15 protein-coding genes and 1 pseudogene are annotated in these 19,298 nt (G+C 75.3%); 10 read left to right on the top strand and 6 right to left on the bottom strand.

Going from position 1 to position 19,298, the window contains the following annotated elements; genetic code table 11:
* Positions 1 to 27: 27 nt before the first annotated feature.
* Positions 28 to 1,422, top strand: a complete 1,395-nt coding sequence (locus tag ABT238_RS30230; RefSeq protein ID WP_350569750.1) for a pyridoxal-phosphate dependent enzyme — start codon at positions 28 to 30, stop codon at positions 1,420 to 1,422.
* Positions 1,423 to 1,528: 106 nt separating this feature from the next.
* Positions 1,529 to 2,317: an aminotransferase class IV gene (locus tag ABT238_RS30225; protein WP_350801488.1), complete on the top strand. Its 789-nt coding sequence runs from the start codon at positions 1,529 to 1,531 to the stop codon at positions 2,315 to 2,317.
* Between the two features lie 13 nt (positions 2,318 to 2,330).
* Here ABT238_RS30225 and ABT238_RS30220 read toward each other — a convergent pair whose 3' ends face one another.
* The 3 genes from ABT238_RS30220 to ABT238_RS30210 are packed head-to-tail and all read right to left on the bottom strand — an operon-like array spanning position 2,331 to position 4,856.
* Positions 2,331 to 2,870 carry a hypothetical protein gene (locus ABT238_RS30220; RefSeq protein ID WP_350801476.1) on the bottom strand — a complete coding sequence of 180 codons (540 nt, stop codon included), beginning with the start codon at positions 2,868 to 2,870 and terminating at the stop codon, positions 2,331 to 2,333.
* Positions 2,871 to 2,910: 40 nt separating this feature from the next.
* Complete coding sequence (locus tag ABT238_RS30215) at positions 2,911 to 4,533, bottom strand: alpha/beta hydrolase (protein WP_350569744.1); 1,623 nt, start codon at positions 4,531 to 4,533, stop codon at positions 2,911 to 2,913.
* Positions 4,530 to 4,856, bottom strand: a complete 327-nt coding sequence (locus tag ABT238_RS30210) for a hypothetical protein (protein ID WP_350569742.1) — start codon at positions 4,854 to 4,856, stop codon at positions 4,530 to 4,532. Before ABT238_RS30210 ends, ABT238_RS30215 begins: the two co-directional genes overlap by 4 nt.
* Positions 4,857 to 5,521: 665 nt before the next feature.
* On the opposite strand from ABT238_RS30210, the gene ABT238_RS30205 reads away from it, so the two are divergent.
* The 5 genes from ABT238_RS30205 (at position 5,522) to ABT238_RS30185 (ending at position 13,020) form a co-directional block, all read left to right on the top strand.
* On the top strand, positions 5,522 to 6,319 hold the full coding sequence (locus ABT238_RS30205) for an ABC transporter ATP-binding protein (protein ID WP_350569740.1): 798 nt from the start codon (positions 5,522 to 5,524) through the stop codon (positions 6,317 to 6,319).
* The gene (locus tag ABT238_RS30200; RefSeq protein ID WP_350801445.1) at positions 6,316 to 8,883 is read left to right on the top strand and encodes an FtsX-like permease family protein; all 2,568 of its coding nucleotides are present in this window, start codon (positions 6,316 to 6,318) and stop codon (positions 8,881 to 8,883) included. Before ABT238_RS30205 ends, ABT238_RS30200 begins: the two co-directional genes overlap by 4 nt.
* Positions 8,884 to 9,204: 321 nt before the next feature.
* The gene (locus ABT238_RS30195; protein WP_350801434.1) at positions 9,205 to 9,777 is read left to right on the top strand and encodes a hypothetical protein; all 573 of its coding nucleotides are present in this window, start codon (positions 9,205 to 9,207) and stop codon (positions 9,775 to 9,777) included.
* Entirely contained in the window at positions 9,774 to 11,384 is a 1,611-nt protein-coding gene (locus tag ABT238_RS30190; protein ID WP_350801425.1) for a multicopper oxidase family protein, read from the top strand. The genes ABT238_RS30195 and ABT238_RS30190 overlap by 4 nt, the downstream gene beginning before the upstream one ends.
* 277 nt (positions 11,385 to 11,661) lie before the next feature.
* Complete coding sequence (locus ABT238_RS30185; protein WP_350801409.1) at positions 11,662 to 13,020, top strand: DUF2252 domain-containing protein; 1,359 nt, start codon at positions 11,662 to 11,664, stop codon at positions 13,018 to 13,020.
* Positions 13,021 to 13,093: 73 nt separating this feature from the next.
* Here ABT238_RS30185 and ABT238_RS30180 read toward each other — a convergent pair whose 3' ends face one another.
* Positions 13,094 to 13,957: an alpha/beta fold hydrolase gene (locus ABT238_RS30180; RefSeq protein WP_350801393.1), complete on the bottom strand. Its 864-nt coding sequence runs from the start codon at positions 13,955 to 13,957 to the stop codon at positions 13,094 to 13,096.
* A gap of 49 nt (positions 13,958 to 14,006) precedes the next feature.
* On the opposite strand from ABT238_RS30180, the gene ABT238_RS30175 reads away from it, so the two are divergent.
* Together ABT238_RS30175 and ABT238_RS30170 are read left to right on the top strand one after the other, a co-directional pair.
* Positions 14,007 to 14,615 carry a TetR/AcrR family transcriptional regulator gene (locus ABT238_RS30175; protein ID WP_350569731.1) on the top strand — a complete coding sequence of 203 codons (609 nt, stop codon included), beginning with the start codon at positions 14,007 to 14,009 and terminating at the stop codon, positions 14,613 to 14,615.
* 961 nt (positions 14,616 to 15,576) lie between these two features.
* A pseudogene (locus ABT238_RS30170) lies at positions 15,577 to 15,903 on the top strand (DUF6891 domain-containing protein); the annotation flags it as partial.
* A gap of 126 nt (positions 15,904 to 16,029) precedes the next feature.
* Here the strand turns inward: ABT238_RS30170 and ABT238_RS30165 are convergent.
* Entirely contained in the window at positions 16,030 to 16,947 is a 918-nt protein-coding gene (locus ABT238_RS30165; protein ID WP_350801381.1) for a diacylglycerol kinase, read from the bottom strand.
* Positions 16,944 to 18,569: an FAD-binding oxidoreductase gene (locus ABT238_RS30160; RefSeq protein ID WP_502891477.1), complete on the bottom strand. Its 1,626-nt coding sequence runs from the start codon at positions 18,567 to 18,569 to the stop codon at positions 16,944 to 16,946. The genes ABT238_RS30165 and ABT238_RS30160 overlap by 4 nt, the downstream gene beginning before the upstream one ends.
* Before the next feature lie 20 nt (positions 18,570 to 18,589).
* Here ABT238_RS30160 and ABT238_RS30155 point away from each other — a divergent pair, with 20 nt between their 5' ends.
* Positions 18,590 to 19,198 (top strand): TetR/AcrR family transcriptional regulator, encoded by a 609-nt coding sequence (locus tag ABT238_RS30155; RefSeq protein ID WP_350569727.1) that lies wholly within the window; start codon positions 18,590 to 18,592, stop codon positions 19,196 to 19,198.
* Positions 19,199 to 19,298: the final 100 nt, after the last annotated feature.

Here is a 19,298-nt window from a genome sequence, read left to right as displayed (position 1 = left end):
CCAGGACACCGAGTTGAGGAGCCCGTCATGCCCGCAGTGCACGAATCCGTACTCGACGCGATCGGCGGCACGCCGCTGTTCCGCCTCGCCCGGCTCGGCGCCGGTCTCGCCGCGCCGGTCTACGCCAAGGCCGAGTTCCTCAGCATCGGCGGCAGCGTGAAGGACCGCGCCGCCCTCTCCATGGTGCTGGCCGCCGAACGGGACGGTCTGCTGGCGCCCGGCGGGACGATCGTGGAGGCGACCTCGGGCAACACGGGCATCGGCCTGGCCATCGTCGGCCGGCAGCGCGGGTACCGGGTGATCGCGGGGGTGGCCGACCGGGCGGCGCCGGAGAAGTCGGACATCCTGCGCGCGTACGGCGCCGAGGTGGTGCTCGCGCCGACCGCCGTGCCGCTGGAGGATCCGGCGCACCTGTTCAACGTCGTCCGGCGGCTCGCCGAGGAGATCCCCGGCGCCTGGCTCGCCGACCAGTACGACAACCGGGCCAACCCGGACGCCCATGTGCGGACCACCGGCCCGGAGATCTGGGAGCAGACCGGTGGCCGGGTGACCCACTTCGTCGCGGGGGTCGGCACCGGAGGCACCATCACCGGGACCGGCGGCCACCTGAAGGCGGTCTCCGGCGGCGCGGTGACGGTCATCGGCGCCGACCCCGAGAGCTCGGTCTACGGCGGTGGGGACGGCAGCCCGTACTTCGTCGAGAGCATCGGCCACTTCGTTCACCCGGACACCGCCGAGGACCGCTGGCCGCAGTCCTACCGGCGGGACGTCGCGGACGCCTTCGAGCGCATCCCGGACCGCGAGTCGCTGCTGACGGCGCGCCGGCTCGCCCGCGAGGAGGGCATCCTGGCCGGGCCGTCGTCCGGCACGGCGGTGGCGGCGGCGCTGCGGGTCGCCCGCCGGCTGGGACCGGAGGACCTGGTCGTGGTGCTGCTGCCGGACTCCGGCCGCTCCTACCTCTCCAAGGTGCACAGCGACGCGTGGATGCGCCAGTGGGGCTTCCTGGAGGAGGACGTCCCGGCCCAGCGGCAGGGCGGCCTGCGTCGGCTGCTCGACGCCGCCGGGCCGCTGGTCACGGTCGACGCCGACGCGACGGTGGGCGCGGCGGAGCGGGCGCTGCGCGGTGCGCCGGGCGGTGTCGCCCCGGTGGTCCTGGCCCGCCCGGCGCGCCCGTACGGGGTGAGCGCGATCGAGGTGGTCGGCTCGGTGTCCCGGGACGTGCTGGCCGCGGCGCTCGCCGACGGCACCGCCAAGCCGGACGACTCGCTCGGCGCCCTGCTCGGCCCGGCGCTTCCGGCGGTGGGCGTCGGGCAGTCGGCGGCGGAGGCCCGCGCGGCGCTCGGGCAGGCGCACCCGGGTGTGCTGGTGCTGGTCGACGGCCGGGCCGCCGGGGTGCTGCCGAGGGCGGCGCTCCTCGGGTAGCGCGACGCCCCACCGCGCGGCCGGCGCTGCGGCCACCCCCGCAGCGCCCGCGCACGAGAGCAGCCGCGCACGAAGGCAGCCGCGCCGCCCTGGGAGACTCGATGCCATGGCAGAGATCGAGATCGACGGCGCCCCCGCCGACCCCGCCCGGCTGGCCGCCCTCGGCCTGCTCAACTACGGGCACTTCACCACCCTGCGCGCCGAGGCCGGCCGCACCCGCGGCCTCGCGCTGCACCTGGACCGCCTGGTCCGCGACTGCCGCACGGTGTTCGGTGCCGAGCTGGACCGGGCGGAGGTCCGCGACCGGATCCGCCGCGCCCTCCCGGCCGACGGCGCGCCGGTGATCGTCCGGGTCACCGTGTTCGACCCGGCGCTCGGCCTGGAGCGCCCCTCCGCCCCCGCCGTGCCCCACCTGCTGGTCACCACCCGCCCGGCGCCGGCCGCCGCACCCGGGCCGCTGCGGGTGCGCACCACCGCGTACCGGCGCGAGCTGCCGCAGGTGAAGCACGTCGGCCTGTTCGGCCTGCTGCACCGGCGCCGGCTCGCCCAACTCGACGGCTACGACGACGCCCTGCTGCTCGACCAGGCCGGCCGCGTCACCGAGGGCGCCACCTGGAACCTCGCCCTGTACGACGGCCGCGCGCTGGTCTGGCCGGACGCCGCCGCGCTGCCCGGCGTCACCGCCGCCCTGCTCGCCGACGCCCACCCCGGCCCGCAGCGCCGCGAGCCCGTCACCGTGGACGCCCTCGGCCGCTTCGTCGCCGCCGTCGCCCTCAACGCGGGCGCCGGCGTCCGCCCGCTCGCCGCGATCGACGGCACCCCGCTCGACCCGGCCCACCCGATCGTCACCGACCTGCGCGCCGCCTACGAGCGACTGGAGGGCGAGCGGATCTGACACCGGCCGGAGACTAGAGCTTCGACGGGGTGGGGCCGTCGGACGGGGGAAGCAGGCAGGGCGTGATGACGCTCAGGTACATGAGGTCCCCGGTGCCCGCGGTGGACGCGGTCGCGGTGTAGCGGCTGCTGGGGTGGAAGGCGTCGACGAGGGCGTCCGGCTTGCCGTCCACTGTTTCGCGATAGCCCTCCTCTGTCAGGCCCTCGCCGGTCAGCATGTCGCGGATCTTCCGGACCGCTTCCGGGTGCTGGGCGCGCGGTACGTGACTCTTCACGCTGTACATCAGGATGTACCGGTCGTCGTCTGCGGTCTCACCGTTCTTCCCCGTACACGGAGTGAAGAGCGCGTCGATGGTCGCCGGGTCGGGCTCGATCCCGGCGGTCCGGGCCATGTGCTCGGTGATCTGCTGGGCCCAGGTCTGGGCGTCGGCCTTGGACTTCACGGGTAGTGGGTCACTCCTGTCGGCTTGGGCGGACGAGCACCCGCCGAGCACCGCCAGCAGGAGCGCGAAGGCGGTGATCCGCGTGTAGGTGCGGGATGCGCTGGCAGTCATGGTGCTCCTGAGTCGGCGGTCAACTGGACTGGCTGTGGGATCAGTGCGGGACGGTGGGGGCGAGCGTCGGCGGGCGGCCCGCGATGATCCGTCCCTGGTTGAGGAGGGTCTCGCTCGCCCCGCCGGGCCCCATGTTCCAGTAGCCGCCGTGTCCGGTGGTGTCGACCTTGATGTGCTGGGCCCCGAAGATCCCGTACTGGGGGCCCTCGCCGAAGACGGTGCCGGTGAACGTCTGGATGAAGTCGTCCTTGGCCGTGCCGACCCAGACGTGCTTCGGGTCGATGTTGAGCTCCGATGCCCGGTCGACCCCCATGCCGGGGCTGCCCAGCGCGATGATGTCGTCGGCGTTCACCCCGCCGTCCCGAGCGGCCGCGCCCACGACATAGGTCCCGTAGCTGTGCCCCATCAAGGTCAGATGCGAACAGACGCCGTTGTCACCCTCGGCCACCCGCAAGCCCTTGGTGAAGTTCCGCAGGAGCGGCGCCCCCGCGTCCCCCCGGTCGGTCTGCGCCACGCTGCCGTTCAACCAGTTCGGCGTCTCGTACCCCAACCACGACACGACGGCCACGTCCCCGTCGGCTCCGAGCTCAGCGGCCTTCTGCAGACGCCGAATGTGGTCCATCTGCCCCGGCACACCGGTGAGCACGGTCCCGGTGCCCGGCACGAAGATCGCCGTGTGCTGCGCCTTGTCGGGGTTTCCCGTCGAGACGATGGCCCGGCCGTTGTGCGCGTCGGGATCGATACCCAGGAGAAACATCTGGTGCTTCTCGGGGTTCCCGTCGGATGCGACCAGCTTCCTCCTGATCTCCTCCATCGCCCTGATCCGCGCGTTGTACTCGCCCTCGTCGATACCGAAGTCGCCGGGCTTTCCGGAGCGGTAGGCGTCCAGCTTCTCGTCGAGGACCAGGCGGTTCGCCTCGTCCCGAACGGTCGCGGGCAGCCCGTCCAGCTTCCCGATCCGGTCGGGGTGCAGGGCCAGGTAGGCGTCCTGCTGCTCGGAGGTCAGTCCCTTCCACCACGCCGCGGACTGCTCCGGGTCCTTGCCGTCCGGAACGTAGGGATCGACCAGTCCGAGGTCCTGCATCGCGGTGGCGGCCGCGTTCTTCGCCCCGGCGAGCGCGCCGTTCACCTTGGCCGGGTCCAGGGCCCCTGAGCTAAGCCGCCCCAGGGCCGTATTCCCTTGATCACTGGCCGTCTGGGCGTCCTTCAGCGCGGCGTCGATCCGGCCCTGGAAGGCCTTCATGTCCCGACCGAGCTGCTGGCGTGCCCTCTGCGCGTCCGGGTCGTTGTGCTCGCCCTCCCCCTCGGGCGGGAGGCTGACGACCCCATCGGCGGACACGTTCAGGCCGGCGTCCACGGCCCGGTTCACGGCGTTGACGAGGTTGGTCCGCGCCTGGTACATCCGGTCGGCGACGGTGTTGAGCACCAGGGCGGCGGTGCTTGCTTCCATCTTGGCGATGTTCAGCTGCTGTTCCGTCTTCACCATGTACGAGATCGCGGCTTTGGCGTCGTCGCCCTCCCAGTTGCCGGCCAGCGGACCGTTGACCTGGCCGCGGTGCCGCTGACCGGCGCTCTCCGCCGCATGCCCCAGTGCCGTCCAGGCCTTCGCCGCATCGTGCAGCCCATGGGGATCGAACTTCACCAGAAGCTGGTAGATGGTCACTTGGCCCCCTGCGGCGTGGCAGCCAACGTACCGGCGATCGCGCGCTCGTTGTGCTCGTGGGCGGCGGCGTTGGCGTTCAGGTTGGCCGCGGTGTCCGCGAGGCGCTGACGCAGGTCGGCGAGCGGCTTGGACCAGCCGCTCCCCAGCTGTGCCAGGCCACCGGCGATCGACCAGCCGGTGAGCTGGCCGGCGACGGTCTCGCTGGTGGTCACCGCGTTCTGGACCGGCGCGCCCAGTCCCTCCCCCAGTCCTTTCGCGATACCTGCGGACGCCTGCAGATCCGCCGATTTCACCACGACCTTCGCAGTGGCGTTGTCAGCCACGTGGGTTCCCCTCCCCGAAGATGAATGCCCAGCCCCCACTCCCCGCAGGACGCTAGGCAGAGCGTGTGCGCTCCGCATCCGTACAGATACTCAGATGCTATGACCGAGCCCGGCGCGCACCCAGAACTTCCCGAGAATCCACCGAATCACCCGCCGCACCGGCTCACGGCAACAAGCAACGCGGGACAGGGGTGGGACAGCCCGTCCGAGGCCAGGGCGGCCCGCGCGCCGACGCCCTGCCCTCGGCAGGGCGTGCGGACATGCGGGTCGTCGGGTCGTCGAGTGGCCGGGTGATCGGGAAGGCGGCGGGACGGCGGTCCGGACCTCGGCGGCCGTCGGCCAGGTGTTGGAGAGTCGACCCCCATGCCCGGAACCGACGGCGACGGCGACGGTAGGAGCTGGAACCACCCGCCGGGCAACCGTGGACGAGGGCTCCCGCCGTCCTGGCCCCAGGAGCTGTTTGGGGCGAGGAGTGGGCCTTGTCCGCAGCCGCCTACGAGCGACTGGAGGGCGAGCGGATCTGACACCGGCCGGGCGCCGGGCGAAGGGTAGGGGGGTTAACCCCACCCCCGGTCCGCCAGCGGACTCCATGGTCCGCCGCACCCCGCCTTCCTAGCCTGGAACACGTCGATCACCGGCGACGATCCACGAAGGAAGGCCCCACCATGGCACCCCGCCGTTCCCGCCCCCAGCCCGAGCCGACCGGGCGCCCCGCCGCCCACGCCGCGATCGAGCTGCGCGGCGTCCGGCGCAGCTACGGGCGCGGCGGTGAGACCGTGCACGCCCTGCGCGGCGTCGACCTGGCGCTCGGGCACGGCACCTTCACCGCCGTCATGGGACCCTCCGGCTCCGGCAAGAGCACCTTCCTGCAGTGCGCGGCCGGCCTGGACCGCCCGACCGCCGGCGAGGTCTTCCTGGGCGGCGAGGAGATCACCCGGCTGAGCGAGGACCGGCTCACCAGGATGCGCCGCACCCGGATCGGCTTCGTCTTCCAGTCCTTCAACCTGCTGCCCTCGCTGACGGTGCTGCAGAACGTGCTGCTCCCGCAGCGCCTCGCCGGGGAGCGCCAGGACCGGGCCCGCGCCCGGGAACTGCTCGCCCAGGTCGGCCTCGGCGACCACGGCCGCAGGCGCCCCGGGGAGCTGTCGGGCGGTCAGCAGCAGCGGGTGGCGATCGCCCGTGCGCTGATCACCGCCCCGGACGTGCTGTTCGCGGACGAGCCGACCGGCGCGCTGGACACCACCACCGCGCACGAGGTGCTCGGCCTGCTGCGGCGCGCCGTGGACACCATGGGCGCCACCGTCGTCATGGTGACCCACGACCCGGTGGCCGCCTCGTTCGCCGACCGGGTGGTCTTCCTGGCCGACGGCTCGCTCGCCGACGAGCTGTACCACCCGGACCCGCAGGCGATCGCCGAGCGGATGGTCACCCTGACGGCGCGCCCGCTGGGGGCGGCGGCATGAGCAACGGACTCGCCCGCGCCTCGGTGCGGTTCAGGCCCGCGTCCTTCGTCGGCACCTTCGTCGCGCTGCTGTTCGGCGCCGCCGTGATCATGGCCTGCGGCACGCTGCTGCAGACCGGCATCACCGCCTCGGTGCCGTCCGTCCGGTACGCCGAGGCCCCGGTCGTGGTGGCCGCCGACCCGAACGTCACCATCCGGTACAAGAAGAACGGCGACGACGACACCCACGAGCAGCCGCTCTCCGAGCGGGCCCGGGTGGACGCGGGCCTGGTGGCCGCGATCGCCGGACAGCCGGGCGTGGCCGCCGCCCGCCCGGACACCGCCTTCCCCGTACAGCCCGCCGCGCCGAGCGCGCCCCAGGCCCTGTCGGGCCCGCTCACCGGCCGGGGCTTCGCGGCGCTCGGCATCGCCGGCCCGCAGGACAAGCTGGTCGAGGGCCGCGCCCCCGGCGCGGGCGAGGTCGTGCTCGACGCCGACACGGCGCGCGCCGCCCACCTCGCGCCGGGCGCGACCGTGGCGCTGACCGCCCCCGGCGGCAGCGGCGGCTACCGGATCTCCGGTCTCGCCGCCGCCCAGGCCACCGGTCCCACCGCCTGGTTCGCCGACCAGCAGGCCGACCGCCTCTCCGGCCACCCCGGCCGGATCGACGCCATCGCCGTCCAGCCCCGCGAGGGCGTGGACCGCAAGGCCCTGACCGCGCAGGTGAAGCAGGCCGTCGGCGGCGCCGCCGAGGTGCTGAGCGGCAGCGGACGCGGCGCCGTCGAGCAGCCCCTGCTCAACGAGGCCAAGGTGATGCTGATCGCGATCGGCGGCTCCTTCGGCGGCACCGCCACCATGACCGCCGTGTTCGTGGTGATCTCCACCGTGGCCCTGGCCGTCGGCCAGCGCGCCCGCGAGTTCGCCCTGCTGCGCGCCGTCGGCGCCACCCCGCGCCAGATCCGCCGCACCATCGCCACCGAGGCGATGCTGGTCGCGCCGCTCGCCGCCGCGCTCGGCATCCTGCCCGGTGTGGGCCTGGCCCGCTGGTGGTTCGACGGGATGGTGGAGCGCGGCGTCGTCCCGGCGGACGTCGAGCTGTCGGTCGGACCGCTGCCGATGATCGTCTCGGTCGCGGCGTGCACGCTCGCCGCCCTCACGGCCGGCTTCTTCGCCGCTCGCCGCCCCTCGCGGATGCGCGCCGTCCAGGCGCTCGGCGCGGCCGCCGTCGAACCGGCCCGGCTCGGTGTCGTCCGCACCCTGCTGGGCGTGGTCTTCACGGCCGGCGGGGTGGTGCTCGCCGCGGTCGCCGCCGAGCTGGACGGTGCCGACGCCGCCAACACCGCGCTCGGCGTGGTGATGTCCTTCCTCGTCGCGGTCGCCCTGCTCGGCCCGTGGGTGGCGCGGCTCGCCGCCTGGGTGCTCGGCCTGCCGCTGCGGGCGGGCGGTGCGCCCGGCTCGCTGGCCGCGGACAACACCCGCGCCAACTCCCGCCGGCTGGCCTCCGCGATCACGCCGATCGCGATGGTCACCGCCTTCTGCGGCACCCTGCTGTTCATGCAGAGCACCATCCGGCACGAGACCGGCGAGCAGGTGCGCACCGGCATCACCGCCGACCACGTGATCGGCTCCACCGGCCCCGGCCTGCCCGCCGCCGCGCCCGGCACCACCGGCGTCGTCGAGCAGGCGGCCCGGGTGTCCGGCGTGGACGCGGCCGTCGGCGTGCTGCGCACCGGCATCGTCTACCGGGACGGCGAGCAGCTGCTCTCGGCCACCGCGCTGGGCGTCACCGGCGACCCGGCCGGGCTGCCCAAGGTGCTCGACCTCGGGGTGCGCAGCGGCTCGCCGGCCGAGCTGGGCCGCGCTGCGGACACCGTGGCGCTCTCCACCGACCTGGCCTCCACGCTGGGCGCGAAGGTCGGCGAGCGCGTCCCGTTCTGGCTCGGCGACGGCACGGAGGTGAAGCCGCTGGTGGTCGCCACCTACGAGCGCGGCCTCGGCTTCGGCCAGGTGCTGCTGCCCCGGGCGGCGGTCGCGGAGCACGTCACCGTCGCCTACGACAGCCAGGTGCTGGTCGCGGACGCGCCCGGCGCCGACCGGGCCGCGGTCGCCCGGGCGCTGTCCGGCCTGGCCGTCCCCGGTCTGACGGTGACCGACCGGGCGGGTTTCGCGGCGCAGGCCGACAAGTCCCAGGAGATGGGCTCCTGGGCGAACTCGGTGATGGCCGGCGTGCTGGGCGGGTTCGCCGCCGTCACGGCCGCCAACACCCTGGTGATGACGGTGCTGGACCGGCGCCGCGAGGTGGCGCTGCTGCGGCTGGCCGGCACCACCCGGCGTCAGGTGCGCCACATGATGCGCTGGGAGGCGCTGCTGGTGGCCGCGGCCGGGCTGGGCGTCGGCGGGGTGATCGCATGGCTCACCCTGGTGCCGATCACCCGGGGCATCGCGGGCGCGGCGCCGCACGTCCCGGCCGGGACGGCGCTGCCGCTGGCGGCCGGTGCGGTGGCGCTCTGCCTGCTCGCGACGGCGCTGCCGGCCCGGGCGCTGCTCCGGTCGCGGCCGGTCGCCGCGATGGGCGGCAAGCAGTAGCGGAGGCGGCCGGAGTCTCCGGGGGCTCCTCCAGGGGTCCTCGGGGGGCGTGAACGGGCGGTGCGCGCGGGGGTGGCGCACCGCCCGTTCGGGTGACAAAGCCGCGCTGAACAGGCGGGACAGCGGGGACGTCGGCGGGAAAGCGCGGGCGGCGCCCGGATAGTGAGGGGTGATCAGCCGCTCGCGGCCGCGCCCGCCCCGGTGCCGTGTGCCCGCAGCGCCCGTCCCGCCCACACCCTCCGCGCCGAGCGCGTCCGGCATGCCCGTCCACCCGGGGTGCCCACCGCGCTGCGGCGCGCCCGGCAGAGAGAAGGCCGACCGTTGAGCAGTCCCCCGGTGACCCGTACGCCCCGCCCGTCGCTGTTCCCCTCGGCGCGTTCCTCGGACCGTCCGCCGGCGCCCCCGGCCGTCCGGCTGCCGCGGCTCCTGCTGCGGGGCGCCGCGACCGCCTCGGCCGCGCTGGTGCTGGCCGCGACGGTGCTGGCTGCGGGCTTCCTGAACGGCCACTACGAGGCGCTGCGGGCGCACGCGGTGGTCGCGATGGCGCTGGGCGGCGTGCTGCTGGTCCAGCTGCCGGCGGCCGTGCTGGTCCGCCGGGGCGGCGGGCCGGCGGGGGAGCGCGGGCCGTGGTGGCCGCTCGCGGCCGCGCTGCTGCTGCTGGCCGCGGACGGGGCGCAGACCGGGACCGGCTACGAGCGGTCGGTCGGGGTGCACGTCACGCTGGGTGTGCTGCTGGTCAGCGCGCATCTGTTCTGCCTGGTCGGCGCGTGGCGGCTGGCGCTGACGGTGCCGTCGCCGGCACCGTCGCCGGCGGCGGCGGAGGACGGTACCGGGCGGCTGCCCCGGCCGTCCGGCACCGGCACCGGCACCGGCCCGGTGGAGGTGGCCTCGTGAACCGCCGCCGGTTCCTCGGCGCCGGCGCGGCCGTGCTCGGCGCCGGCGCGTTCGGGGCCTTCGCCGTCCCGGCCGCCGCCCGGCTGCTGGCGGAGGGCCGGCCGGGGCGGCTGCTGAACAGCGAGGTCCCGCTGCCGGAGGCCTTCGAGGTGCCGCTCCCGGTGCCGGCCGTGCTCGCCCCGGTCCGCTCCGACGGCACCGCGGACTACTACGAGCTCACCCAGCGGGTCGCCCGGCTGGAGATCCTGCCCGGCCTGCGCACCGAGGCCTGGACGTACGGGGGCAGCTACCCCGGGCCGACCCTGTCCGTCCGCTCCGGCCGCCGGACGGTGGTGACACACCGCAACGAGCTGCCGGTGCCCTCGGTGGTCCACCTGCACGGGGGGCACACCCCGGCGGACAGCGACGGCTACCCGGTGGACCTGCTGCTCCCGGTCGGCGCGTCCGGGGAGCGCAGCTCCGACGCCCACGCGGCCGCGCACGCGACGAGCGGCATGGCCGGTATGCCGGGAATGGCCGCCATGGCCGACGCGGACCCCGCGCGGACCGTCACCGGCACCCGCGCCTACACCTACCCGGGCCACCAGCGCGCCGCCACCCTCTGGTACCACGACCACCGGATGGGCTTCACCGGCCCCGCCGTCTGGCGCGGCCTGACCGGCTTCCACCTCGTCCACGACGACGAGGAGGACGCCCTGCCGCTGCCGCGCGGCGAGCGCGACCTCCCGCTGATGCTCGCCGACCGCGCCTTCGCCGAGGACGGCTCCTTCGCCTACCCCGCCACCGACCCCGCGCTCGCCGTCCCGGGCGTCACCGACGAGTACATGAACGGCGTGCTCGGCGACGTCATCCTGGTCAACGGCGCCCCCTGGCCGCGCGCCGCGGTGGACCGCGCCCGCTACCGGCTGCGCCTGCTCAACGCCTCCAACGCCCGCCTCTACCGGCTGGAGCTCGACCCGCAGCCGCCGGGCGGCGACGCGCTCGTCCAGATCGGCGGCGACGGCGGCCTGCTGGAGTCCCCGGTCACGCACGACGCGGTCGAGATCGCGCCCGCCGAGCGCTTCGACCTGGTGGTGGACTTCTCCCGCTACGCGCCCGGCACCGAGGTCCGGCTGATGAACCGCTTCGGCGGCGGCCGGACCGAGGAGGTGATGCTCTTCGAGGTCGGCTCGCGCCGGGTGAGCGACGACGCGGCCGTCCCCGAGCGGCTCTGCGCCCTCGAACGGCTCGACCCCGAGGCCGCCGTCGCCACCCGCTCCTTCGGCTTCCGCCGCAGCCGCGACGGCGACTGGACCATCAACAACCGGTCCTACCAGCCCGGTCGCGCGCTCGCCGACCCGGCGCTGGGCAGCACCGAGATCTGGCGGTTCTTCAGTGACGTCCACCACCCCGTCCACGTGCACCTGAACGCCTTCCAGGTGCTCTCGCGCAACGGCGGCGACCCGGGGCCGTACGACGCGGGCTGGAAGGACACGGTGGACCTGCGGCCGGCGGAGGCGGTGGAGGTGCTGGTGCGGTTCACCGACTACCCGGGGTCGTACATGGTGCACTGTCACAACCTGGAGCACGAGGACATGGCGATGATGGCGGACTTCGTCGTGGAGTGACCGGTGGAGTGACCTGTGGAGTGACGGCCGCCCGCGCGGGTCGCTGTCACCCGTTCGGCGCAGCGCGGGCGGGCGTTCCGGACGCCCGCCCGCGCCGCTGTGCGCGCCCCCGGTCCCGCGCCGCGGGCCGCGGGCCCCGCGCCCCGACGTACCGCCCCGACATGCCGCGCCGCACCGGCTGCCCTAGCGTCGCGGGCAGGCGGCCCACTGCCGGCCCGCCCCCGGAGCGCCGCGTACGCCACGTATGCCACGTCCCCGCCACGCCGAGGAGCCGCGCATGACCAGTCCGACCGAACGCCGGCGGCGCGGCCGGGCCGCGCGCGACCGCATCCCGCGCTCCGCCCACGGCCGCTGGATCCCCGCCGCCGACCGCCCCGACCCGCTGACCGTCCTGGCCCGCCAGGCCGAGGACCGGCTCACCGACCTCAACCCGATCCGCTACGGCCGGATGGCCGAATCCCCGTTCGCCTTCCTGCGCGGCGCCGCCGCCGTCATGGCCGCCGACCTCGCGGCCGTCCCCGAGACCGGCATCACCGTCCAACTCTGCGGCGACGCCCACCTGTTGAACTTCGGCGTGTACGCCTCCCCGGAGCGGGCACTGCTCTTCGACGTCAACGACTTCGACGAGACCTACCCCGGCCCCTTCGAGTGGGACGTCAAACGGCTCGCCGCCAGCGTCGCCGTCGCCGCCCGCGACAACGGCCACACCGAGGAGCGGGTCCGCCGGGCCGCGCTCACCGCCGCGCAGGGTTACGCCCTCGCCATGCGCCGCCTCGCCGACATGGGCGAACTCGACGTCTGGTACGCGCGGATCGACACCGACGACATCCTCCCGCTGGTCCGCAAGAGCCGCCGCAAGCGCGTCGAGGCCACCCTCGACAAGGCCCGCCGCCGCACCAGCCTGCAGGCCTTCGGCAAGCTCACCGAGCAGGACGAGAACGGCCGGCGCCGGATCGTCAGCGACCCGCCGCTGCTCGAACCGGTCGCGCGCGACGAACTGCGCCGGGTCGGCAAGATCTTCGGCGACTACCGGGCCACCCTCGCCGAGGACCGCCGCGTCCTGCTCGACCGCTTCCAGCTGGTCGACGCCGCCCGCAAGGTGGTCGGCGTCGGCAGCGTCGGCACCCGCTGCTTCATCCTCCTGCTGGAGGGCCGCGACGAGCGCGACCCGCTGTTCCTCCAGATCAAGGAGGCCGGGCGGTCCGTCCTGGAGGAGCACCTGCCCGCCACCCGCCCCACCGCCGAGGCCCCGGTGGCGCACGGCGGGCGGCGCGTCGTCACCGGGCAGCACCTCCTGCAGGCCGCCAGCGACATCTTCCTCGGCTGGACCACCGGACCGGCCGGCCGGCACTTCTACGGCCGCCAGCTGCGCGACATGAAGGGCTCCGTCGACGTCGGCGGCATGACCCCCACCGACCTGCGGGGCTACGCCGACCTCTGCGGACGCGCGCTGGCCCGCGCGCACGCCCGCTCCGGCGACCGCCTCGCCGTCGCCGGCTACCTCGGCACCTCGGACACCTTCGCCGAGGCCGTCGCCGACTTCGCCGTCCTGTACGCCGACCGGACCGCCGCCGACCGCGCCGCGCTGGTCGCGGCGATCGACGCCGGCGCCCTGTCGGCGCGGCGGGGGGTCTGAGGCCCGTCACCCGTTCCCGCCGGGGAGTGGCGGCCGGCCCGTCACCCGGCGCCACGCCCCGGCCGGCCCGGCGCTACGCCCCGATGGCTTCGAGGAGGTGGTCGGCGACCACGTCCGGCCGGTCGCTCGTCAGCGCGTGGCCGGCGCCGGGCACCACCGCCACCCGGGCCGCGGGCACCAGCCGGCCGAGGCGCTCGGCGACCGCGTGCGAGTCGTGCATGGCGCTGCGCGCCCCGAGCAGGAACAGTGCGGGCACCCGCAGGCGGTCCAGGTCCTGGTCGGAGAAGACCGGCGGCACCGGCAGCGCGCGGCGGAATCCGGTCGACGCGCGCATCAGGCCCATCAGTCGGGTCTCCAGGATGGCGCTGTTGCCGATCAGACGGGCCAGGCCGGGGCGCAGCGGCCGGGGCGCGGCCGAGGCGAGCGCGCCCGCGATCAGCCAGGCGTAGAAGCGCGGGCCGAACCCGGAGAAGCCCGCCGGGTCCAGCAGGGTGAGGGAGGCGGTCCGGCCGGGGTGGTGGATCTCGTGGCACAGGGCCAGCCAGCCGCCGTAGGAGCAGCCCACGAGGTGGGCGTCCGTCGCGTCCAGCCCGGTCAGCACCTCGTCCAGCCAGGCGGCGCCGTCCCGGCCGTCGGCGATCGGCGCGCTCTGCACGCTCGCGCCCGGCTCGCCGACGGTGTCGACGGCGAGCACCGGGCGGTGCCGGGCCAGCAGTTCGACGTAGCCGTGCCACATCAGCGCGTTCCCGCCGGAGCCCGGCAGCAGGACGACGGGCGCGCCGTCCTGCTGCCCCGTGCGGTAGACGCGGGTGGTGCCGAAGGAGGTCGGCAGGTCGATCGCCGTTCGTGGCCCGGGCCAGAGCTCCGCCAGGGTCTGCTCGTAGGCAGCGAGGAAACGCTGCCGTGCCCGGTCGTTCCTGAACTCGCTGATTCGCATGGTACATGTGTATCACGGCATGATACGAGTGTACCAGGGAGGTGGGTTCATGAACGCGCGGGTCGAGCACGAGGAACGCCGGCGGCAGATCGCGGAGGCGCTGCTGCGGATCGCCGACACCCAGGGGCTGCAGTCGGCCAGCATGCGGGCGGTCGCCACCGAGGCGGGCGTCTCGCTGCGGCTGGTGCAGTACTACTTCGAGACCAAGCAGGGACTGCTGCTGGACGCCCTGGCCCGGCTGACCGCCCAGCTCCAGGCCCGCATGGAGCGGTGGATCGCCGAGTCGGCGGGCTCCCCGCCCACGCCGCGCGGCGTCGTGACCGCGATCCTGTCCTGCATCCTGCCCACCGACGCGGAGAGCCGCCGGATCACCCGGACCTTCGCCGCCTACTACACCCTGGTGCTGGGCGACCCCGAGGTGCTGGAGAAGCACGGCGCGCGGCAGCCCGAGGTGCTGGAGGGCTTCCTCGCCAAGCAGCTGGACGCGGCGCAGCGGGCCGGCCAGATCGACCCCGGCAAGGACCCCGCGGTCGCCGCCGCCGGCCTGCTGGCCATGGTCAACGGCCTGGGCTCCAGCGTGCTGGGCGGCCAGCGCACCGGCGAAGCGGCGCTCGCCATCCTCACCCACCACCTGGACGAGCTGTTCCTGACGCCGTGATGGCCCCCGCCGTACCGGTGCCCCTCGGCCCGGCAGCGCCGGCCGGTGGCCCCGGCCGGCGCGGGTACCCGGCTGTCGGACCGCCGGGGTTTACTCCATGCCCATGGACGACACCGCTCATCTCGCCGTGATCGACGACCTCCTGGCCCGGCCGCTGCCGGAAGACGGGCCGGGGTACCAGGTGGCCGGACTCGCCGCCACCGATCTGGCGGCGCTGGTGACCGCGCTGAGGGCGCGGTTCGGGCCCGCCAGGGCCGTGGCCCTGGACGGGTTCACGGATCCGTCGCTGCGGCGGCTGCCCGGGCCGCCGCTGGCCGAGGTGCTGGCGGAGCGGGCGGTCGAGATGTACGGGTGGAGCATGGGGCGGCGGTGGCTCGGCGTCGGCCGGTTCACGGGCGACGGGGAGGCCCTCACCGTCGTGACGGCGCCCGTCGCGCAGCGCCGGACAGGACCCGCCGGCTCGTCATGGGTCGAGGACCTCGCCGCGCTCACCGGCCGGCACGGGCCCCGGCGGCCGGTCGACTGGGCGGCGGTGGAGGGGGAGCTGGGCCTTCGCCTGCCCCGCGACTACAAGCTGCTGGTCGAGACCTTCGGCGCGGGCAGCTTCGACGACAGCCTCGAACTCTGCACGCCGGGAGCGGAGTACGCCCGCCTCGAACCCCCCGCCGACGACCCGGCCACCGGCCCCGCCGACGGGCCCGCGCTCCGGCTCCTCCAGTGGGCGGTGTCCTCGGCCGAGCACGCGTTCTGCTGGCTGCTGGAGGGGCCGGACCCGGAGGCCTGGCCGGTCCTCGCCCGCGGCGACGCGTGGGAGCCCTGGCAGCGGTTCGACTGCACCTCGGCGGAGTTCGTCCACCGGATGCTCACCGACCCGCGGCACCCCCACTCCCTCGCCCGGCACGTCGAGACCCACTGGTTCACCGCCGCCGATTGTCAGTGCCCCGTGCCAGGATCTGGCGTCATGCTGGAGATCACGGTGCGGACGGAGAACGACGAGAGCCACCCGCGGCCGGAGGCCGAGGCGCTGGCGGGGCTGGTGCGGCGGATCGGGGAGCGCAAGGACCGCTTCCTGGTGGTCGAGCGGATACCCGACGAGCCGGACGTCTACGTGCAGGTGTGGCACGAGGAGGGCGGGGATTACACGCTGGAGCACCGCGACGGCGGGGCCGACCGGCACTTCCAGGTGCTCCTGGGCGACGCCGGGCCGGTGATCGCCGCCATGACCGCCTGGGCCCGCCGCGAGCCGTCCTGGGGCGACGGGTTCGCCTGGGAGCGGCTGGAGCTGGGGTAGTGCCGCAGCCGGCGGCCGGGGCGGTCAACAGCGGCGGCGCCGGCTTCGCGGCACCGGCCCCGGTGGTCCACCGCATCCGCGACCACGGCTGCGCCCCGCCGCCCCCGTGCCGGGCGGCCGCGCTCAGGGCGCCGGGGTGAGCAGGTGGAGGGCGGCGGGGACGGCGCTGACGGTGAGCGGGAGCGGGGCCATGAACTCGCCGTCGGCGTAGGCGGTGATGGCGGGGGAGGAGAGGTGCAGGGACGGGGTGCGGTGGGTGGTGACCTGGGGGTGGGTGATGTGCGTGCCCTTGAGGAGGGTGGGGAAGAAACGGGCGATGCGCCGGCGGGGCATGGCGTCGACGAGGGTGACGTCGAGCAGGCCGTCGGCGGGGTCGGCGCCGGGGCAGATGAGCATGCCGCCGCCGTAGCTGCTGGTGTTGCCGACCGCGGCGAGGGTGAGGTCGCGGCCGATCACGGTGCCGTCGGCGAGGGTGATCCGGAACGGCAGCGGGCGGAGGTTGGCGAACTCGACGGCGATCGCGAGGTGGTAGCGCATCCGGCCGCGCGGCCAGCGCAGCCGGTTGGTGCGGTCGCTGACCAGGGAGTCGAAGCCGCTGGCGAGCACGGAACCGAACCACCGGGTGGTGCCGTCCGCGCCGGTGATCCGGCCGAGGTCGACGGTGCGGGTGTGGCCGGCGGCGATGACGTCGGCGGCGGCCTCGGCGTCGTCGCGGGGCAGGCCGTGCGCGCGGGCGTGGTCGTTGCCGGTGCCCGCCGGTACGACGCCGAGCGGGGTGGCGGTGGCGGCGACGGCCTGCAGCGCGAGGTTGATCATCCCGTCGCCGCCGACGACCACCAGCGCGTCGCAGGAGTCGGAGGCGACGGCCGAGCGCGCGAGGGCGAGCGAGTCGGCGGCCGAGGTCCCCGCCCGCGCGTCCACGGTGATGCCGTGGGCGCGCAGGCGGGCGGTGGCGCGGCGGGCGGCCGGCTCGGAGTGGCCGGCGGCCGCCGCGGGGTTGGTGAGGAGAACGACGCGGGCGATGGTTCTCCGGCCGCTCATGGGATCAGCTTGCCCGGGTTGAGGATGCCGGCCGGGTCCAGCTCGGCCTTGACGGCGCGCAGGATGCGTACCCCGACCTCGCCGATCTCCTGCGCCATCCAGGGGCGGTGGTCGGTGCCCACCGCGTGGTGGTGGGTGATGGTGCCGCCCGAGCGCACGATGGCGTCGCAGGCGGCGCGCTTGGCGGCGCCCCAGCGCTCCAGCGGCTCCTCGCCGAGCGCGGCGACCACGGTGAAGTAGAGGGAGGCGCCGGTCGGGTAGACGTGCGAGATGTGGCACAGGACGAGGGCGCCGGGCAGCGCCTCGGTCAGCGCGGCGGTGACGGCGAACCGCAGGGCCGGCAGCTGCTGCCAGTTGGTGGCGGTCTCCAGCGTCTCGCACAGCGCCCCCGCGTCGAGCAGCGAGTCGCGCAGGTAGGGGGCGTTGAACCGGCCGTGCTCCCAGGCCCGGGCGGGCGCCTCGCCGAGCGAGGTGCCGCCGGCGGCGAGCAGGGCGGCGCGGGTGAGCTGGTGGCGGGCGGCTACCTGCTCGGCGGTGCCCTCGAAGACGGTGACGGCCAGGCAGCCGGTCACCGCGGCCTCGCCGCCGATCTTGTCGGTCATCGCGAGGTTGACCATGGTCTCGGCCTCGTCGGAGAGCCGGATGACGGTCGGTCCGGTGTCCTGCTGCTCGACGGCGCGCAGCGCGGCGGTGCCGGTGGCGAAGTCGGCGAACGACCAGGCCTCGTACGCCTTGACGGCCGGCACGGGGTGCACCCGCACCCGTACGGCGGTGATCACGCCGAGGGTGCCCTCCGAGCCGAGGAACAGCTCGCGCAGGTCCGGGCCGGCGGCGGAGGCGGGGGCGCGGCCGAGGTCCAGCACGCCCGCCGGGGTGACGACGCGCAGGCCGCGCACCATCTCGTCGAACCGCCCGTGGCCGGCCGAGTTCTGCCCGGAGGAACGGGTGGCCGCGAAGCCGCCGATGGTGGCGAAGCGGAAGCTCTGCGGGTAGTGGCCGAGTTCGAAGCCGCGCTCGGCGAGCAGCGCCTCCGCGGCCGGGCCGGTGAGGCCGGCGCCGAGCAGCGCCTCGCCGGAGGTCTCGTCGAGGTCGAGCAGCCCGTCGAGGCGGCGCAGGTCGAGGGAGACGACGGCGGCGAACCCGTCGCGCCGCGGCTCCAGCCCGCCGACGACGCTGGTGCCGCCTCCGAACGGCACGACCGCGATCCGGCGCTCGGCGCAGACGGCGAGCAGCGCGGCGATCTCCTCCTCGCCGCCGGGCAGCACCACGGCGTCGGGCGCGTCCTGCGGCGCGCGCGAGCGGCGGCGCAGCAGGTCGGGGGTGGACTTGCCGCCGGCCCGCGGGAGCCGGTCGGCGTCGGCGGTGCCGACGTGGGCCTCGCCGACGACGGCGACGAGCGCCGCGAGGTCCTCGGGGGTGAGGGCGGAGGGCCGCAGCACGACCTCCGAGGCGTCCGGGCCGGGGGCGGCGTCGCCGGTGACGCCGAGGGCGGCGGCGAGCAGGCCCTTGATGTCGGCGGACAGCTCCTTGGCGAGGGCCGGGTCGCCCCAGGCGTCCCACTTCATCGGGGGGAGGGGCAGCGCGGCGGCTCCGGCCGGCGCTGCTTGCTTCTCGGGGGTCATGCGTTACAGTTTTACACATCATGTCAAGTAGTAACGATGGCCCCGGAGGCCCCGGACCGTCCGCCGAACCGCGCGGAACCGACGACGCGATCCTCGACGCCGCCGCCGAGCTGATCGTCCAACTCGGCGTGCGCCGAACCCAGTTGGCTGAGATCGCGCGCCGTGCCGGGGTGAGCCGGCCGACCGTCTACCGGCGCTGGCCGGACGTGCGGGCGGTGATCGGCGCGCTGCTCACCCGCGAGATCGGGGCCACCCGGGACGCCGTCCGGCTCGCCGGCGCCGACCGGGCCGCGTTCGTCGAGGGCGTCGTCGAGGTGGCCGTCCGGCTGCGCGACCACCCGGTGCTCGGCGCGCTGCTGCGCTCGGCCGACTCCGACACGCTCTTCGAGTACGTGGTCGAGCGCCTCGGCGAGAGCCAGCGCGGGCTGCTGGAGGCGCTGGAGGCCGGCATCGCCGAGGGGCAGCGGCACGGCTCGATCCGGGCCGGCGAGCCGGTCGAGCTCGCCGCGATGGTGCTGCTGATCGCCCAGTCCACCGTCCAGTCGCACCGCATGGTGGCCTCGCTGCTGCCCGAGCCGGCCTGGCGGCGCGAACTCGCCCGCGCCCTCGACGGCTACCTCGCGCCGTGAACCCGCGCCTTGACGGGCTGTATCGCACCGTGAACCCGCGCTCCTGACGGCTGTCCCACGCCGTGAACCCGACGACCCCGAGCCGCTACGGAGACCGCAG

Source organism: Kitasatospora sp. NPDC001527 (genome assembly GCF_040298605.1).
Classification (GTDB): domain Bacteria; phylum Actinomycetota; class Actinomycetes; order Streptomycetales; family Streptomycetaceae; genus Kitasatospora.
This window is presented reverse-complemented; position numbering and strand designations above follow the sequence as displayed.

What these genes read in the sequence shown, in the direction of transcription:
- ABT238_RS30180 (WP_350801393.1), bottom strand. Translation starts at nt 13,957, where the DNA reads ATGCGAATCAGCGAGTTCAGGAACGACCGGGCACGGCAGCGTTTCCTC.
- ABT238_RS30230 (WP_350569750.1), top strand. Translation starts at nt 28, where the DNA reads ATGCCCGCAGTGCACGAATCCGTACTCGACGCGATCGGCGGCACGCCG.
- ABT238_RS30225 (WP_350801488.1), top strand. Translation starts at nt 1,529, where the DNA reads ATGGCAGAGATCGAGATCGACGGCGCCCCCGCCGACCCCGCCCGGCTG.
- ABT238_RS30220 (WP_350801476.1), bottom strand. Translation starts at nt 2,870, where the DNA reads ATGACTGCCAGCGCATCCCGCACCTACACGCGGATCACCGCCTTCGCG.
- ABT238_RS30200 (WP_350801445.1), top strand. Translation starts at nt 6,316, where the DNA reads ATGAGCAACGGACTCGCCCGCGCCTCGGTGCGGTTCAGGCCCGCGTCC.
- ABT238_RS30155 (WP_350569727.1), top strand. Translation starts at nt 18,590, where the DNA reads ATGTCAAGTAGTAACGATGGCCCCGGAGGCCCCGGACCGTCCGCCGAA.
- ABT238_RS30160 (WP_502891477.1), bottom strand. Translation starts at nt 18,569, where the DNA reads ATGACCCCCGAGAAGCAAGCAGCGCCGGCCGGAGCCGCCGCGCTGCCC.
- ABT238_RS30175 (WP_350569731.1), top strand. Translation starts at nt 14,007, where the DNA reads ATGAACGCGCGGGTCGAGCACGAGGAACGCCGGCGGCAGATCGCGGAG.
- ABT238_RS30205 (WP_350569740.1), top strand. Translation starts at nt 5,522, where the DNA reads ATGGCACCCCGCCGTTCCCGCCCCCAGCCCGAGCCGACCGGGCGCCCC.
- ABT238_RS30185 (WP_350801409.1), top strand. Translation starts at nt 11,662, where the DNA reads ATGACCAGTCCGACCGAACGCCGGCGGCGCGGCCGGGCCGCGCGCGAC.
- ABT238_RS30165 (WP_350801381.1), bottom strand. Translation starts at nt 16,947, where the DNA reads ATGAGCGGCCGGAGAACCATCGCCCGCGTCGTTCTCCTCACCAACCCC.